The 15,565-nt window shown below is 69.1% G+C and carries 15 protein-coding genes; 4 read left to right on the forward strand and 11 right to left on the reverse strand.

Features of this window, described 5'->3' with window-relative positions; genetic code table 11:
* Nucleotides 1–63 precede the first annotated feature (63 nt).
* The 3 genes from OG588_RS12105 to OG588_RS12115 all read right to left on the reverse strand — a co-directional run bounded on the left by OG588_RS12105 (nt 64) and on the right by OG588_RS12115 (nt 1,811).
* Nucleotides 64–195 (reverse strand): hypothetical protein, encoded by a 132-nt coding sequence (locus OG588_RS12105; protein WP_405947284.1) that lies wholly within the window; start codon nt 193–195, stop codon nt 64–66.
* Between the two features lie 153 nt (nt 196–348).
* Nucleotides 349–1,182, reverse strand: coding sequence for an SDR family NAD(P)-dependent oxidoreductase (locus tag OG588_RS12110; protein WP_405947285.1), 834 nt, complete (start codon nt 1,180–1,182; stop codon nt 349–351).
* The gene (locus OG588_RS12115; protein WP_405947286.1) at nt 1,182–1,811 is read right to left on the reverse strand and encodes a TetR/AcrR family transcriptional regulator; all 630 of its coding nucleotides are present in this window, start codon (nt 1,809–1,811) and stop codon (nt 1,182–1,184) included. Before OG588_RS12115 ends, OG588_RS12110 begins: the two co-directional genes overlap by 1 nt.
* A 54-nt stretch (nt 1,812–1,865) precedes the next feature.
* Here OG588_RS12115 and OG588_RS12120 point away from each other — a divergent pair, with 54 nt between their 5' ends.
* Nucleotides 1,866–2,585: an SDR family oxidoreductase gene (locus OG588_RS12120; RefSeq protein ID WP_405947287.1), complete on the forward strand. Its 720-nt coding sequence runs from the start codon at nt 1,866–1,868 to the stop codon at nt 2,583–2,585.
* 374 nt (nt 2,586–2,959) lie between these two features.
* Here the strand turns inward: OG588_RS12120 and OG588_RS12125 are convergent, their stop codons facing one another.
* Both OG588_RS12125 and OG588_RS12130 read right to left on the reverse strand, forming a co-directional pair.
* On the reverse strand, nt 2,960–3,694 hold the full coding sequence (locus OG588_RS12125; RefSeq protein ID WP_405947288.1) for a class I SAM-dependent methyltransferase: 735 nt from the start codon (nt 3,692–3,694) through the stop codon (nt 2,960–2,962).
* Between the two features lie 122 nt (nt 3,695–3,816).
* A complete protein-coding gene (locus OG588_RS12130; RefSeq protein ID WP_405947289.1) occupies nt 3,817–4,761 on the reverse strand; it encodes an acyltransferase domain-containing protein in 945 nt (314 codons plus the stop codon).
* A gap of 70 nt (nt 4,762–4,831) precedes the next feature.
* On the opposite strand from OG588_RS12130, the gene OG588_RS12135 reads away from it, so the two are divergent.
* Nucleotides 4,832–5,098: a DUF6343 family protein gene (locus OG588_RS12135; RefSeq protein ID WP_043259152.1), complete on the forward strand. Its 267-nt coding sequence runs from the start codon at nt 4,832–4,834 to the stop codon at nt 5,096–5,098.
* Nucleotides 5,099–5,128: 30 nt separating this feature from the next.
* Here OG588_RS12135 and OG588_RS12140 read toward each other — a convergent pair whose 3' ends face one another.
* From OG588_RS12140 to rpsA, 5 genes are all read right to left on the reverse strand, one after another.
* Nucleotides 5,129–5,509 carry a tetratricopeptide repeat protein gene (locus OG588_RS12140; RefSeq protein WP_019065290.1) on the reverse strand — a complete coding sequence of 127 codons (381 nt, stop codon included), beginning with the start codon at nt 5,507–5,509 and terminating at the stop codon, nt 5,129–5,131.
* A 50-nt stretch (nt 5,510–5,559) separates the two neighbouring features.
* A complete protein-coding gene (gene coaE, locus OG588_RS12145) occupies nt 5,560–6,180 on the reverse strand; it encodes a dephospho-CoA kinase (protein WP_405947290.1) in 621 nt (206 codons plus the stop codon).
* Between the two features lie 99 nt (nt 6,181–6,279).
* Nucleotides 6,280–7,218: a PAC2 family protein gene (locus OG588_RS12150; protein WP_019065292.1), complete on the reverse strand. Its 939-nt coding sequence runs from the start codon at nt 7,216–7,218 to the stop codon at nt 6,280–6,282.
* A gap of 135 nt (nt 7,219–7,353) precedes the next feature.
* The gene (locus OG588_RS12155; protein WP_405953098.1) at nt 7,354–8,880 is read right to left on the reverse strand and encodes a flavin monoamine oxidase family protein; all 1,527 of its coding nucleotides are present in this window, start codon (nt 8,878–8,880) and stop codon (nt 7,354–7,356) included.
* Between the two features lie 313 nt (nt 8,881–9,193).
* Entirely contained in the window at nt 9,194–10,702 is a 1,509-nt protein-coding gene (rpsA, locus tag OG588_RS12160; RefSeq protein WP_405947291.1) for a 30S ribosomal protein S1, read from the reverse strand.
* A 393-nt stretch (nt 10,703–11,095) separates the two neighbouring features.
* Between rpsA and OG588_RS12165 the strand changes: the two genes are divergently transcribed.
* Nucleotides 11,096–11,920, forward strand: coding sequence for a class I SAM-dependent methyltransferase (locus OG588_RS12165; protein ID WP_405953099.1), 825 nt, complete (start codon nt 11,096–11,098; stop codon nt 11,918–11,920).
* A 103-nt stretch (nt 11,921–12,023) separates the two neighbouring features.
* Nucleotides 12,024–14,582, forward strand: coding sequence for an ATP-dependent helicase HrpB (hrpB, locus tag OG588_RS12170; protein WP_405947292.1), 2,559 nt, complete (start codon nt 12,024–12,026; stop codon nt 14,580–14,582).
* Here hrpB and OG588_RS12175 read toward each other — a convergent pair.
* Nucleotides 14,572–15,564, reverse strand: a complete 993-nt coding sequence (locus tag OG588_RS12175; protein ID WP_405947293.1) for a DUF3068 domain-containing protein — start codon at nt 15,562–15,564, stop codon at nt 14,572–14,574. The two genes, hrpB and OG588_RS12175, sit on opposite strands and share 11 nt — an antisense overlap.
* Between the last annotated feature and the right edge of the window lies 1 nt (nt 15,565).

A 15,565-nucleotide genomic window follows, 5' to 3' on the forward strand; every position in this document is an offset into this window, starting at 1 on the left:
AGGATTCTTCCTGTCGATCGGCGGGCGTGTGCCGGTCGAGTCCGGCCGGCAGAGGCGCCAGGGTCAGGTGGCAGCGCGCCTGAATGGAGGTCTTCTTGTCGAGGTCTTCTCGTCGCTGGAGCTGACGTACTCGTCCTCGCCCAGCGGTTCGCCGCCGAAGGTACGGGCGTACAGGTCCAGGACCGGTGCGGCCAATGCTTGATCGCGTCCTGGTGCAGCCAGTGGCGCCCCGTGGACGCCGAGCTTCTTCAGTAGGTGCCGCTCGGAGGCGGCCAGGACGATGGGACGGGCGGCGGCAACGAGCCGCCAGACAGGCCGATCACGAGAAGTGGATCACTCCGGCGGCACTCAACACAGGGGACTCTCGGCTTTGGTGAGTTGCAGGCTCGCCTGCCACAGGCGCTGTCGGGCCACGCTGTCGTATGCCTGGGAATGAGCGCGTGCGTCGCGGGTGCGGTCGTAGAAGCGTCCGGTGGTACCGGCGCGTGCCGGATCGGTGACGAGCCGGCGGGTGGCGGTCACTCCTTCTTCCAGAGTGTCGATGCTGTATCCGATCTCGGCCAGGACGATCTTGGTCGGCATATAGGTCGCGGGGTGCAGGCTGTTGACCGTGACCTCGTCGGCGGGCAGGTGTGCGGCGAGCTCGAAGCCGGACATGATCTGGGCGAGCTTGCTCTGGCCGTAGGCTCGGACGCCGTCGTAGTCGCGCTCCAGCATCAGATTCTCGAAGTCGAGCGGGTGCTGGCCGATGGAGGCGACGTTGACGATGCGGGCCGGCGCCGACGCGCGCAGCAGCGGCAGGAGTTCGAGGGTGAGCAGGAAGCCGGCGAGGTGGTTGACGGCGAAGCGCAGCTCGTGGCCGTCCGCGCTGGTGCGGCGGGTGCGGCCGTCCGGTTGGCCGCCGCCGATGCCGGCGTTGTTCACCAGGACGTCGAGTCGGTCCACCGATGCGCGAAGCTCAGCGGCCATACGCCGGACCTGGTCGAGGTCGGCGAGATCTGCGGTCACGGTCCGGGGCCTGGACTCGCTGTGGGCCGTGAACTGGTCCGCGATGCGGTCGAGTTTGGCCTGGTTGCGGCCGTGCAGGATCAGGTCGGCGCCGTCGGCTGCCAGGCGTTCGGCCAGGGCCAGGCCGAGGCCGTCGGTGGCGCCGGTGATGAGGATGGTGCGGGGAAGGCTCATTACTGGTCTCCCAGGTCGATCGCTGTGTCGGTCGGGGGTTGTGCAGCCTGCGTGAGGGTGGCCGTGAGGTCCTCGACGAGGTCGTCGCCCATGGGCCGGCGCGTGGTCAGAAAGCGGTACCACAAGGTGCCGAACACGATGTCCAGGACGGTTGACGCAGTAGGACGGGGCGGCAGGTCACCCCGTGTCCGGGCCCGATCGAGGACGACCTGGAGCGCGTCGCGCCGCCGCTGCAGAAAGGAGCTGCGGAAGAGTTCGCCGAACTCCTCGTTGATCTGGGCCTCCGCCATCAGAACGCGCAGGATGTCGACGACGCGCCGCTGGCGGCTGAGCCGGAACGTGTCCTCCAGGAAGGCCCGTATGTCGTCGGCATAGGAGCCGTGGTCGGCGTTCGTGATGTACAGATCGGCTTTCACTGCGAGCGCTTCGAGGAGAACGTGGGCCTTGGAGGGCCACCAGCGGTAGATCGTCTGTTTGCCGCATCCGGCGCGGTTGGCGATTCCTTCGATCGTCAGGCCCGCGTAGCCGACCTCACCGACCAGTTCGAACGCCGCGACCAGGATCGCCATCCGGCTCTCCTCGCTGCGCTTGCGTCCCGGGCGTGACTCCGAGGGGGGTTGCTTGTCCATGACCATGGAGGCTAGCTTAATTCGAGACGCAGCGGTTCGAAATGAGGAGACGCCATGTCCCAGCGCACTGCCCTCGTGGTCGGGGGAACGTCCGGAATCGGGCTCGCGACGGCCCGCCTGCTCCAGGCACGTGGCGCCACGGTGCACATCGCCGGCCGCAGCAAGGAGCGCCTTGACGTCCTTGCCGTCACCGACGCCGAACTGGTCGGGCACCAGGCCGACGCCGGAAACCCTGACGAGATGAGCGCACTCGCCGAGGCGACCGGCAGCATCGACTGGCTGGTCCTGGCGGCCGGCGGAAGCGAAGGGCCGGGGCCGGTGGCCGATCTCGACCTGACCATGCTGCGACGCGCGTTCGAGGCCAAGTTCTGGCCCCACGTCACCACGATCCAGGCGGTCCTGCCGCACCTCGCACCGGACGGATCCATCACCCTGCTCAGCGCCATCACCGCGCGGACCGGCATGCCGGGAACCGCCGGCATCGCCGCCCTCAACGGTGCCATCGAGGCCCTGGTCAAGCCGCTGGCCGCGGAACTCGCTCCGATACGGGTGAACGCCGTCTCCCCCGGGCTCGTCGACACGCCCTGGTGGAACGGCCTGCCGGAAGATGCCAAGCGCGAGTACTTCGCACAAACCGCTGCCACCCTGCCGGTCCGCCACATCGCCTCGGCACAGGAGATCGCCGAGGTGGTGGCCCTGACCGCCACCAATGCCAACCTCACCGGCACCATCATCGAGACCGATGGGGGCGCGCGTCTGGTCTCGCTCGGCTGACCCGCTCACCGCGCCGTGGTGTCCTGCCCATACCGCCTCGGCAGGGGCAGGACACCGACACTCAAGCCCAACACCGGGGGCCCCGGGAGCAGTTCACGCTCGGCAAAGACCCTCTTGGCGACGAGGGTGGCGTTGATGGACCGCGGCATCGCGCAGCGGACGGTCTGGTGAAGCAGCACTTCGGCGATCTCGGAGGTGGCAGGTCGACGTTGAGTGCGGCGTTGGCGCGTACTTCGAGTTCGATCTCACAGCTGCCGAGCGCGGCGAGCCGAGGTGCCCAGCGGCCAGTCGCGCACCAGCCGATACCACCGGCAACACCGGCAAGACCGGCAAGACCGAATGATCGACCCCCGAAGAACTTCCAGGCGAGACCGCTAAGCCACTTCCGCTCCCTCTTCCTCCGGCACCTCTGCCGCCACTGTCACCGCCACCGCCCTCACCCATATCCGGTCCGGCGTCAGATAGCTGTCCACCTTCAGTCCCACCTCCGCCAGCGCCTCCTCGAACTGGTCCTTCGTCAACGGCCGGGACAGGAACGTCTGGGTCCAGACCGCGTCCGGGAACACATATTCCGCATGCACCGAGTCGACCCCGTCCCCGACCGGCTCCGCCGACACCATCCGCACGGTGAAGCCACTGGGGTCGATCCGCTCGCGCGGCAGGTTCGAGTGGTAGTCCTCGCCCTCCCGCTGGATCAGCACGCAGCCGCCCGGCGCGACATGCCGTACACAGGTCCGCAGCAGTCCGCGCCGCACCTCGGCGTCCCCGGCGTGCACCAGGAACGACGCGAGCATCACCACGTCGAAGGTCTCGCCCAGATCGAGGTTCTCGATCGGACCGCATATCGTGCGCGCTCCCTGAACCCGCTCCAGCATCTCGGCGGACTCGTCGACCGCCGTGACCGTGAACCCGCGCTCCAGGAGGGGGTGGGTCATCCGCCCCACCCCGCTGCCCAGCTCCAGGATGCGCGCACCCGCCGGCACGGCCGCGGCGATGATGTCCGGCTCCTGGCCGATCGACAGCCGCGAGTACAGCTCGACCGCGCAGCCGTCCGGGGTGATTGCCCCGGGTCCTGTCCCCTCGTACCCCTCACGCATTTCGATTCGCATGCCCGTCCAACGGACCACGCCCGCACAGCCGTTCCCGACTCGTACTGGTTCACCCGTACGAGTCAATTCCCTTCAGGAAGGCAACTGTTGGCGACTATGGGAGGTCGGAGGCGAGCCGGGGATCAGAGCGGAAACCACCCGTGCCCGAGGTACCAGTGCCCACCCGCCCGCAGATGATCCCCGACGGCCCGCTCCACGGACGTACCCCTCGGCAGACCCTCCACCGGCTGATCGGGACGGCCGAAGACGAACTGGACGGGATCGGTGTCGACCGGCTCCATGTCCTCGCGGATCACTCGGAACCGTTCCTGGAAGCGGACGATGTTGGAGTCGGCGGAGAGATACCGCTTCAACTGCGGGTCCAGCAGCCAGGAATGGCAGGTCGCGACCTCGTGGCGTTCCTCGGGGAAGTACCGGGCGAAGAACGTGCGGGCCAGCTCCAGCGAGCGGTCGCAGGCGGCCGGTGTGAGCGGCCCGGAGTAGTCGGGGATGTGCAGGTTCAGGCAGGGCGTCCCCGGCTCCGCGTCCAGCCCGGCCGCCGTGAGTGCCCGCGCGGTGCGCTCGCCGAGCCGCGCCCGCTCGAACTGCAGCCGCCCCAGCTGGTACAGCTCGCCGCGGAAGTGCGGGACGAGCCACTGCGGGAACGGCAGCCCACCCCCGCCGAACCGTCTGTGGTGCACCGCGATGTTGCGCCCCAGGTCGGCGAGGGTGCGCCGGGAGACGTCGGCGGGGATGCCGCGTTCGTGGTGGTACGCGCGCGTGTAGGGCAGCGCGGCGACGAACACGTACACGGGCAAGTAGGCGCCGACCTCGGCCGGCGCCTCGGGCAGCCGGGCCAGGAGCAGCTCCGTGAGCCGGGTCCAGTGGCCGTGCTCCCCGATGTCCTTCACCAGTTCGCCGACGCACTCCTCCAGGAGCCGCGTCGCGTCGGTGTCCCGGGTCAACACCCGGCGCAGTCGCACCAGTTCGTTGATGTCCTCATGGGGTACGGCGAGGTCGAGCAGGACCTCGGGCAGTTCGTCGGCGTCCGGCAGCACGGTGCGCTTCCCCTCCCTGTGGAGCCTCATGGAGCCCGGTGGAGCCCTGTGGAGAACGTCCGCCCCGAAGAGTACGTTGCAAGCAGGAGTAGTGATCCTGATGCGTACAGGCAGTGAGCCGACGACAGCGCGCAGTCCGCTGCGGACACGGTTCTGGCTGAGCGTGTGGGGGCTGGTCTGGACGATCTTCGGCACGGTCGCGTTCGTGCTCGCCGGTCGCCCCGGGTGGGCGGCGGCCTGCGCGGTGCTGTGGCTGATCGTCACGGTCGACATGGCCATGATCCTCAGACACATGCGCCAGGGCCCGCACTACCAGCCGGGCCCGGACGTCCCGCCGTACCGCCCGCCGGAGCACCGCAACCCCTGACGTGCACAAACGCGTTCTACAGGCGTGCGCCTACTCCTCGAACCGGGCCGCCTTCAGGTACTGCGGTGTGGGGTCGAGCGCGGCGGCCAGCCGGAAGTGGCGTTTGGCCTGGTCGGCGCGGCCCTGTCGCTCGTAGGTGCGGGCGAGCGCGAAGTGCGCGAAGGCGTTGTCCGGCTCGCGCTCCAGGACGATGGTGAACTCCAGCTCGGCTGGGCGCAGTTGCGCTGCCGCGAAGAAGGCACGCGCGCGCAGCAGGCGCGCGGCGGTGTTCTCCGGGTGCGCGTCGATGACGCGGTCGAGCAGCTTCACCGCGCCCCGCGGGTCCCGCGCGTCGAGCAACTGCTCGGCGGCACGGAAGTCGATGACATGCGTCTCCGGAGTACGTCCGGTCGTTCCGCTGTTCTCGGGCACGGCAAAGTCCTTCCCTCACTTGGACGTTTCAACGCCCGCGGAAAGGGCCGCTATTCCTGGGGTGGCTGTTGGGGCGCGTGCGCCCTGCGCACGAGTTCGGCCCATACGTCCCGTACGCGCCGCTCCAGCGTCTCCAGGGGTACGTCGTTGTCGATGACGATGTCCGCGATGGCGAGCCGCTTCTCGCGCGTCGCCTGGGCGGCCATACGCGCGCGTGCGTCGTCCTCGGTCATCCCCCGCAGCCTGACCAGCCGGTCGAGCTGGGTCTCGGGGCTCGCGTCGACGACGATCACCAGGTCGTACAGCGCGGCGAGGGCGTTCTCGGCGAGGAGGGGGACGTCGTGGATCACTACGGAGTCGTCGGCCGCGGCGGTTTCGAGTTCACGGGAGCGCCTGCCGACCAGGGGGTGCACGATCTCGTTGAGAACGGCCAGCTTCTCGGGGTCGGCGAAGACGATGGAGCCCAGCTTCGGCCGGTCCAGGGCGCCGTCCGCGTCGAGCACGTCCGCCCCGAAGGCCTCGACCACCGCCGCCAGCCCGGGAGTTCCGGGCGCGACGACCTCGCGCGCGATGCGGTCGGCGTCGATCAGGACGGCGCCGTATCCCACGAGCAGCCGCGACACTTCACTCTTACCGGCACCGATGCCCCCGGTGAGGCCGACCTTCAGCATGGACCGAAGCCTACGGCCTGTCACCGACAGGGCACCCGGTGACCGTCGGCAACCACTCAGGGCCTGTCCGGCGGACAGGCCCTGATCGTCACCCGCGCGTCAGCTGTCGCCCTCGCGCTCCGCCAGGAAGCGCTCGAACTCCTGCCCGATCTCGTCCGCCGACGGGATCTCGACCGGTTCGGCGAGCATGTTGCCGCGGCTCTCGGCGCCCGCGGCGGCGTCGTACTGGTGCTCCAGGCCCTGGACGAGCGCCACGAGCTCCTCGTCGCCCTCCTGGATCTGGCGGTCGATCTCGGTCTGGGTGCGGTGGGCCTCGGTGCGCAGGGAGTGCGCGATGCCCGGGAGGACCAGTCCGGTGCCCGCCGTGATGGCCTCCAGGACGGTCAGGGCCGCGTCCGGGTACGGGGAGCGCGCGATGTAGTGCGGGACGTGCGCGGCGACGCCCAGGACGTCGTGACCGGCCTCCATGAGGCGGTACTCGACGAGCGCCTCGGCGCTGCCGGGGACCTGTGCCTCGTCGAAGGGGCTGCGGTGCCCGGGGACGAGGTCGTTGCGGTTGCCGTGCGGGGTGACGCCGACGGGGCGGGTGTGCGGGACGCCCATGGGGATGCCGTGGAAGTTCACGGACAGCCGGACGCCGAGCCGCTCCACGATCTGCTGGACGGCCGCGGCGAAGCGCTCCCACTCCACGTCCGGCTCGGGGCCGGAGAGGAGCAGGAAGGGGGCTCCGGTGGCGTCCTGGACCAGTCGCACGTCGAGCGTGGGCTCCTCGTACTCGGTCCAGCGGTCCCGCTTGAAGGTGAGCAGCGGGCGGCGGGCGCGGTAGTCGACGAGCCGGTCGTGGTCGAAGCTGGCCACGAGCTGGTGGGGCAACGTGTCGAGCAGACGTTCGACGATCTGGTCGCCTGTCTCGCCCGCGTCGATATATCCGTCGAAGTGGTAGAGCATGACAAGACCGGCCGACTCCTGTGCGAGCGCCATGTCGACGACTGCCAGGCCCTTCGGCTCCCATGCGTACAAACCCTGCGGATCAAGCACAGTGACCGCTCCTCCTCGTGTTCGTACTGCACAACGCCCTCCAGGGCATGGGCATTCCCGCCCATGCCCCTGATCAGGCACCTCTTACGGGCTTTTCATGCGCCGTGCCCCCGTGTCACCGGGCGGGCGTCCACGTCACGAGGACAGCACGCGCGCGTGGAGTGCGGTCACGGCCTTGCGGGCGGAGGAGAACGCGCCGTGCTGCCAGGCGTCTGTGTAGCTGAGCCAGTCGCCGGCGAAGTAGACGCGTCCCGTGGGGTCGTTGAGCGGCTTGTAGCGGACGTCGTCGGGGCCGCCGGGGGTGTCGTGCCACGCGGCCTCCAGGTGGGGCGTCTGACGCCAGTGGTGGGAGAAGGACGATGCCAGTTCGCTGCGGTACTTCTCCCCGTAGATCTTCACGCCCACGGCCACCGCCCGCTCTTCCCGCCCCTTGGGGGTGAGCTTCGCGTAGGAGTCCGCGTCGTCGTCGTAGTTGTAATACCCGATGAGGACGCCCCGCTCACCGTGGAAGCCGTAAGAAGGGTGCCAGATGTGGGTGACGTCCTGGTCGGTCTCGGTGATACCGCCGTAGATCCGGTGATCCAGCTCCCACCAACGGGACTTGTACTCCAGGCCGATCTTCGCGGCGGACGACGGGGTGATCGCCTCCAGCGCGGTCTGGACGCCGCTGCCGAGGTTGTGCGGGATCTTGGCGAGGATGTTGGGCGGCAGGGCGCCCACGCAGTAGTCGGCCTCGACGACCTTCGTACGGCCGCCCTGGGTGTAGGTGACCGAAACACCACTCCCCTTGTCGGTGATTTTCGAGACGACCGCTCCCGTACGGATGCGGTGCGCGCCGATCGCCCGGGTGAGGGCCTTCGGTATCTGGTCCATGCCGCCGACCGGCTGGAACATCAACATGGCCTGATCGAAGCCGAATTCGAAGGAGAAGTAGCGGCCGACACCGCTGGCGAGGACCTCGGAGGCGGTGGGCACGTCCCCGAGCAGCACGCCAGGAGTACCCGCGGCGGCCGGAATGGTCGAGTACCCGCGAAAGTCACCGCCTTCATAGGTCAGTTTGTCCCCGAGCTCTCCCCAGCCCTTGAGGAACTCGACGAGCCGCTCCTGGTCGGTGGCGGTCAACTCCTTGTCCAGGGCGCCCTTGTCGGTGGCCTTGGCGAGCAACTCCGAGACGTAGCCGTAGACATCGGCCTTGGCGGTGCGGTAGCGCTCGGGCTTGGTCATGCCGGTGGACTCGTTGTAGATGTACGCGTCCGCGTTGACGTTGGTGAACACCTGGATGGGGACGCCGAGTTCACGGCAGTAGTCGAGGGTGACCATCCACTGCGGGATCCGCGCGGGGCCGCAGTTCATGTAGTGCCCGTCGGCGAAACGGGCGGTCTGCCGGTTGCCGTAGAGGTCGGTCGTGGTGTCGCCGCCGCGGACGGTGAAGTTGCGGCCGCCGGTACGGTCTCTGGCCTCCAGGATCGTACAGTCGTAGCCGGCCTTGCCGAGTTCGTACGCCGTGGTCAGTCCGGCGATGCCACCGCCGACGATGACGACCTTGGCCGCACCGCGTCCGGTGAGGTGGAAGTCGCTCGTGTTCAGGGCGCGAAAGGGCTGTTCCCGCTGGGCGGCCTGCGCGGTCGGGGCGAGTCCGAGGGCCCCCATGGTGGCGAACATCGTGCCCGCGCCACCGGTGAGACCCACGTTCCGCAGAAATGCACGTCGGCTCTGGTTCGTTGCCATGGTCCGGCTCCCCTTCTCCGATCATGAATGACCGAGGCAGGGTCCCAACAACCGGTTACGGCACGGCAGTTACTGATGTATCTCACAAGTTTCTGCAAGGCCGAGGAAACGCGCCCTGAAGGGGCGCGGGGAACTGCGCGACCAGCCACAACGGACCGGCAGCCGAAGTACATCCGAACACGACTGAGGGGCCGCACCTCGAAAGGTACGGCCCCTCAGCTAACCGCTAAGCCTCAGCGGCAGGCGATCAGCTCTGGCCGCCGGCCAGCTTCTCACGCAGGGCAGCAAGCGCCTCGTCGGACGCCAGGGCGCCAGACGTGTCCGCACCCTCGGAGGAGTACGAGCCGCCGCCGCCACCGCCGGCCGCGGCCGGAGCCGCACCCGCCGTGTCGACGCCCTCGGCCGCCGCCTGGGCGTCGGCCTCGCGGGACTTGATGACCTGCGCCTGGTGCTGCTCGAAGCGCTGCTGCGCCTCGGCGTACTGGGTCTCCCACACCTCGCGCTGGGATTCGAAGCCCTCGAGCCAGTCGTTGGTCTCGGGGTCGAAGCCCTCGGGGTAGATGTAGTTGCCCTGGTCGTCGTACGACGCGGCCATGCCGTACAGCGTCGGGTCGAAGTCGACCGTGGCCGGGTCGGCACCGAAGGCCTCGTTGGCCTGCTTCAGCGAGAGGCTGATGCGACGGCGCTCAAGGTCGATGTCGATGACCTTGACGAAGATCTCGTCGTTGACCTGGACGACCTGCTCCGGGATCTCCACGTGGCGCTCGGCCAGCTCGGAGATGTGCACCAGACCCTCGATGCCCTCGTCCACGCGGACGAACGCACCGAACGGAACCAGCTTCGTGACCTTTCCGGGCACGACCTGGCCGATCTGGTGGGTGCGGGCGAACTGCTGCCACGGGTCTTCCTGGGTCGCCTTCAGCGACAGGGAGACGCGCTCGCGGTCCATGTCGACGTCGAGGACCTCGACGGTGACTTCCTGGCCGACCTCGACAACCTCGGAGGGGTGGTCGATGTGCTTCCAGGACAGCTCGGAGACGTGGACCAGACCGTCGACGCCACCCAGGTCCACGAAGGCACCGAAGTTGACGATCGAGGAGACCACGCCGGAGCGGACCTGACCCTTCTGGAGGGTCGTGAGGAAGGTCTGGCGGACCTCGGACTGAGTCTGCTCCAGCCAGGCACGGCGGGACAGGACCACGTTGTTGCGGTTCTTGTCCAGCTCGATGATCTTGGCCTCGAGCTCCTTGCCCACGTAGGGCTGGAGGTCGCGGACACGGCGCATCTCGACGAGAGAAGCCGGCAGGAAGCCACGGAGGCCGATGTCGAGGATGAGACCACCCTTGACGACCTCAATGACGGTACCGGTGACGATGCCGTCCTCTTCCTTGATCTTCTCGATGGTGCCCCACGCGCGCTCGTACTGTGCGCGCTTCTTCGAGAGGATCAGGCGGCCTTCCTTGTCCTCCTTCTGGAGAACAAGGGCTTCGATCTCGTCGCCGACCTTGACGACCTCGTTCGGGTCGACGTCGTGCTTGATCGAGAGCTCGCGGCTCGGGATGACACCTTCGGTCTTGTAACCGATGTCGAGGAGAACCTCGTCCCGGTCAACCTTGACGATGACGCCATCGACGATGTCACCATCGTTGAAGTACTTGATCGTCTCGTCGATCGCGGCGAGGAATGCTTCCTCGTCACCGATGTCGTTGACCGCAACCTGCGGGGTGGTGGCGGTGGTCTCGGTGCTGCTCGTCATGTGGGAAAGGGCTCCGGTACGGACATTGAAGTCGTAGGTACTGCTCACGCCGAGAGCCGTTTTCGCTTCGCTCTGCAGAAGGCCGGACAGCCAAGGAAGCGCCAGTCCGGAACATTAGGATGTCCGGTTGGCGCCTCGAAAACCGAGGGGTCATACATACAGATGCGAGCGCAACCTGCTACGTCTGAGGTGCGCAGGCCCGCAGCGCAACTTGTAGCATACGGGGGCAGCCAGGCAGGGTCAATGCGCGAAGGCGCACACCCGGGGCGGATCGCCGCATACCCGGCACAAAACGTGTCCCGCGAGGCCACGCAGGCCTGAACCACCCCTTCAGTGACGCCGCCGGGGACAGCCGCACCGTAGAGGTGACGGAAGAGTACGACGAGGGAGCCGATCATCCAAGAGCCCGATGCGTTCGAGCCGGAAGCCACCCGACGTGATGCCGACGTCACCGAGAGTTCTCGGGCCAACCGGGGCTGGTGGGACCGGAACGCGGACGACTACCAGGTCGAACACGGCACGTTCCTCGGCGACGACCGCTTCGTGTGGGGCCCCGAGGGCCTCGACGAGGTGGAGGCCGAACTGCTCGGCCCGCCCGAGGAGCTGAAGGGCAAGGACGTCCTGGAGATCGGTGCCGGCGCGGCCCAGTGCTCGCGCTGGCTGACCGCCCAGGGTGCCCGCCCGGTCGCCCTGGACCTCTCCCACCGCCAGCTCCAGCACGCGATGCGGATCGGCGGATCGTTCCCTCTGGTGTGCGCCGACGCGGGCGCGCTGCCCTTCGCGGACAACTCCTTCGACCTGGCCTGCTCGGCGTACGGCGCGCTGCCGTTCGTCGCCGACCCGGTGCTGGTGCTGCGCGAGGTGCGCCGGGTGCTGCGGCCCGGCGGCCGGTTCGTCTTCTCGACCACGCACCCGATCCGCTGGGCCTTCCCCGACGAGCCGGGCCCCGAGGGCCTGACGGTCTCCGCCTCGTACTTCGACCGCACGCCGTACGTCGAGCAGGCCGACGACGGCCGCGCGGTCTACGTGGAGCACCACCGGACGATCGGTGACCGCGTCCGGGACATCGTGGCCGCGGACCTGCGCCTGGTGGACCTGGTCGAGCCGGAGTGGCCGTCCTGGAACACCGCCGAGTGGGGCGGCTGGTCACCCCTGCGCGGCAACCTGATCCCGGGGACGACGATCTTCGTGTGCGAACGCGACCGCGAAAACACCTGAGGGGCCTGAACAACTGAGGGGCTGCTTGAACAACTGAGGGGCTGAACGGAACGCGGGCACGCGCGCGTAGAGGTCGTTTCGCACGGCGTACGACACTGGGGTCGTGATCCGCTACGACGCCCTCGACGCGCTGCCCGTCCGCAGTGCCCTGCCCGGACTCGACTCCGCCCTGGAGGCGGGCGGTGCGGCCGTGCTCGTCGCGCCGCCCGGCACCGGTAAGACGACGCTGGTGCCGCTCGCGCTGGCCGGGCTGCTCGGCGAGGGGAACGAGGGGCCCGCGCGGCGGGTGGTCGTCGCCGAGCCGCGGCGGATCGCGGCGCGGGCGGCGGCCCGCCGCATGGCGTGGCTGCTGGGCGAGAAGGTCGGCGAGAGCGTCGGGTACACCGTGCGCGGCGAGCGGGTCGTCGGACGGCACGCACGCGTGGAGGTCGTCACGACCGGCGTGCTGCTCCAACGGCTGCAACGGGACCAGGAGTTGGCGGGCGTCGACGCCGTGATCCTGGACGAGTGCCACGAACGCCACCTCGACGCGGACACGGTGGCCGCCTTCCTGGTCGACGTAAGGGAGGCGCTGCGGCCCGAGTTGCGGCTGGTCGCGGCGTCCGCGACCACCGACGCGCTGGGCTGGGCCCGGCTGCTCGGCGATGCGCCGGTCATCGAGGCGGAGGGTGTCGCATACCCGGTGGAGGTCGTCTGGACGCCTCCGGCACGTCCCGTACGGCCGCCGCACGGGATGCGCGTGGACCCGGCGCTGCTCACGCACGTGGCCTCGACGGTACGGCGGGCGCTGGGCGAGCGGGACGGTGACGTGCTGTGTTTTCTGCCCGGGGTCGGCGAGATCGCGCGCGTGGCCGGGCAGTTGGGCGACCTGGGCGGGGTCGAGGTGCTCCAGGTGCACGGGCGCGCACCGGCCGCCGTACAGGACGCGGTGCTGTCCCCGGGGGCGCGGCGGCGGGTGGTGCTGGCGACGTCCGTGGCGGAGTCCTCGCTGACAGTTCCTGGTGTGCGGGTTGTCGTCGACTCGGGGTTGGCGCGGGAGCCGCGGGTCGATCACGCGCGCGGGCTGAGCGCGCTCGCGACGGTACGGGCGTCGCAGGCGGCCGGGCGGCAGCGGGCGGGGCGGGCCGGGCGTGAGGCACCGGGAGCGGTGTACCGGTGCTGGGCCGAGGCCGAGGATGCGCGTCTGCCGCGTTTTCCGGCGCCGGAGATCAAGGTGGCCGATCTGACGGCGTTCGCGCTTCAGGTGGCGTGCTGGGGGGATCCTGGGGCGTCGGGGCTGGCGTTGCTGGACGCGCCTCCCTCCGGGGCGATGGCGGCGGCTCGGGGTGTTCTGGCGGCCGTGGGTGCCGTCGACTCGGGTGGGCGGGCCACGTCACGGGGTGTGCAGTTGGCTCGGCTGGGGCTCCATCCCCGGCTGGGGCGGGCCCTGTTGGACTCGGGTCCGGCCGGCGCCGAGGTTGTCGCGCTGCTCAGTGAGGAGGCGCCGCGGGCCTACGGGGATGATCTTGCCGGGGCTTTGCGGAGTGCCCGGCGTGGAGGGGACGCCTATGCCGGGCGGTGGCGTGCGGAGGTTCGGCGGCTGCGGGCCGTGGGGGCGGAGATTTCCCATCCACCCACCCGAAACCCTGCGCCGACAAAGCCGATAAAGCCGATAAAGGTGAATGTTGAGGCTTCGGCGGGTGTCGTGAGTGACGACGTACTCGTCGGACTCGTCGCCGCCCTCGCCTACCCCGAACGTGTCGCCAAAGCCGACGGCGGTTCCTACCTCCTCGTCTCCGGCACCCGTGCCGAAGTCGGTGACGCCAGTGCCCTCCGAGGTGCGCCCTGGATCGCTGTCGCCATGGCAGACCGGCCGATCGGCAAGGGGCACGCACGCGTGCAACTCGGAGCTGTGGTCGACGAGGACGTCGCCCGGTTCGCGGCCGGGGCGCTGCTCAGTGAGGTGGACGAGGTCCACTGGGCCGACGGCGACGTGGTGGCCCGGCGCGTCGAGCGGCTCGGGGCCGTCGAGTTGGCGGTGCGGCCTCTGAAGAACGCCGACCCCGTTGCCGTACGGGATGCGCTTGTTGAAGGGCTGCGGCAGGAGGGGTTCGGGTTGTTGCGGTGGTCCGCCGATGCTCAAGTGCTGCGGCAGCGGCTCGCCTTCCTGCATCTGCACCTCCGAGCACCCTGGCCCGATGTGTCCGACGAAGCGCTCCACGCGCGCGTGGACGAGTGGTTGGAGCCGGAGTTGGGGCGGGCGCGGCGGCGGGGGGATCTGGGGCGGATCGAGGCGGGGCAGGGGCTGCGGCGGTTGTTGCCGTGGGCCTCGGGGGACGCGGGGCGGTTGGACGAGTTGGCTCCGGAGCGGTTCGTCGTGCCGAGTGGGTCCAGGGTTCGGATCGACTACGGGAACCCTGAACAGCCCGTGCTCGCCGTGAAGTTGCAGGAGATGTTCGGGCTTCACGAGTCGCCGACCGTCGCCGGGGTGCCGGTGCTCGTGCATCTGCTGTCCCCCGCCGGGCGGCCCGCCGCCGTGACCGCCGATCTCGCTTCCTTCTGGAAGGACGGCTACAAGGGCGTGCGGGCGGAGTTGCGGGGGCGGTATCCGAAGCATCCGTGGCCCGAGGACCCGGCGACCGCCGAGGCCACGCGGTTCACCAACGCGCGGCTCAGGCGGTGACCGGTTCCGGTTCGTGGACCTCGGTGGGGGCGGGGTCTCCGGGGCGCCTGCTGCGGGCCTCCAGGTAGAGGGAGAGGGCCAGCAGGAGGAGGCCGAGGGTCAGGAAGCCCCAGGGGAGGTAGGAGACCATCAGCAGGACGAGGGTGCGGTTGGACTTCACCAGGGCGACGGTGTGCTTGATGTAGTCCTCGCGCATCTTCACGTCACCGGCGAACGCCGTCACCTTCGCCCGGTCGCCCAGGAGGGTGCCGCCGCGCAGCTCTTCCTTGTGGAGCTCTTCGCCGTAGACGGGTGCTCCGGTGACGGGTTCGACCCAAAACTTGCGGACCGTGGTGTACCAGCGGGTGGTGCCGGTCTTGGCGACGGACTCCGGGGTGATGCCCTTGACGGGCATCGTCTTCGGGAAGGGGACCTTGGTCCAGGGGATGGTCTGCTCGAAGTAGTAGACCTTGACGCCGCGGAAGTTCTCGGTGCCCTTGTAGTGGATGGGGTTGGTGGTGCGGGTCTGCGCGTCGAAGTACTCGTAGTCCCGTTTCTGCGTCAGGAACGGCCACTTGAACTCGATGCCGTCCCGTTTCACCGGGTCGCCGTCGACCATCTCGCCGGTGGCGTGGACGGGCTCCTGGGTGTGCGCGTCGAAGATGTAGCGCTCGGGGATGGAGGAGACCATCTTGCCGTCGGGCCCCTGGACGTAGGACAGGCCGTCCCAGACGACGACGTCCCGGCCGGCGGTCTTGTCGATCTTCTTCGCGGCCTCCACGTCGCCCTTGAGGGTCTGCACGATGGTGACCTTGGGGACCGTCTTGGCCTGCATGGTGCCGTAGTCGAGGAGGGTGGCGTTCTTCGCCTCCAGGACCATGTCCTGGTATTGGTTCGCCGGGATCTTGGCCAGGCGCGGGAAGGCGTACCAGCGCAGCAGCGGGGACAGTGCCGTGAAGAACACGGCGAGGGCGAGCAGGATCAGGCTGGCCTTGCGGCGCATC

Source organism: Streptomyces prunicolor (assembly GCF_045162825.1).
In the GTDB taxonomy this organism is placed as follows: domain Bacteria; phylum Actinomycetota; class Actinomycetes; order Streptomycetales; family Streptomycetaceae; genus Streptomyces; species Streptomyces prunicolor.